This window comes from Vibrio sp. Y176, assembly GCF_033438945.1.
On record NZ_JAWOQS010000240.1, the window covers coordinates 1 to 872 of the forward strand.

An 872-nucleotide genomic window follows, 5' to 3' on the forward strand; every position below is an offset into this window, starting at 1 on the left:
GCGACCGCGAATCATATTCCAGATTCGATTGCTGATGCATTAACCTTGGCAGTGGAAGGGCAAGCGCTGTCTGTTGATTGCGTTAAGGCGAACGATCGTTGCTTTATCAATGTTGCGGCGGCAGGTTTTGGCGCAGAAGTGACGGCAGAAACGCCTGTTGAGTTAAAAAACTTTCTCGGTGGTGGGGCTTACACACTGACTGGCGTTGTTAAGGCGCTCGGCTTCAAACCTTATGATGGCAGCATCATTATCGAAGGGGGCCGTTACGATGGCGAAATGTTGTTAGGGGCATTTTGCAACAGCCGCTTAGCTGGTGGCGGTCAACAGCTCGCTCCCAATGCGATGATTGATGATGGTTTGATGGACTTAACGCTGGTTCGTCCGTTTTTACCGCATGAATTGCCCAAAGTCATTGAAGAGATTAACAACCCATCCGAGAAAGGCGAGTTTGTGAAACACACCCGAGCCAGTTGGTTGGAGATCGATTTTCCGAATCCTCTACCACTTAACTTGGATGGCGAACCGTATCACTCCCGTAAAATTCGATTTGAAGTGCAGCCAAAGAGTTTGAAGTTGGTGCTACCTAAAGATTGCCCGTGCGTGACGCACTAAGTCTAACCTTATGAGACTAGCAAAACAAAGCCACCGATGGGTGGCTTTGTTTTATCACTATTTTTACTGTTTCAACAATAGCTCCTTGGCTAGAGGACTTTCGTTGTTAGGGCTCTTCTTTGTTAGGGCTCGTTTATAGCTTTTGGATGGTATCTACGTCGATTTGCATGGTGGTCCATTCTGAATCGATTTCGCCACGAATTGCCACTTTGTCGTTTGGTGTCACGTCTAAGCCCATCCATTCTTCGTTGTCGATCTCT

Annotated in this window: 2 protein-coding genes; one reads left to right on the plus strand and one right to left on the minus strand. The window is 47.5% G+C overall.

Features of this window, described 5'->3' with window-relative positions:
* On the plus strand, positions 1-612 hold a 612-nt coding region (locus R7O13_RS25310), incomplete at its 5' end, for a lipid kinase YegS (RefSeq protein WP_318305000.1).
* Positions 613-745: 133 nt separating this feature from the next.
* On the opposite strand, the gene R7O13_RS25315 is transcribed toward R7O13_RS25310, so the two are convergent.
* The coding region (locus tag R7O13_RS25315) for a NirD/YgiW/YdeI family stress tolerance protein (protein ID WP_318305001.1) at positions 746-872 on the minus strand (127 nt) is incomplete at its 5' end.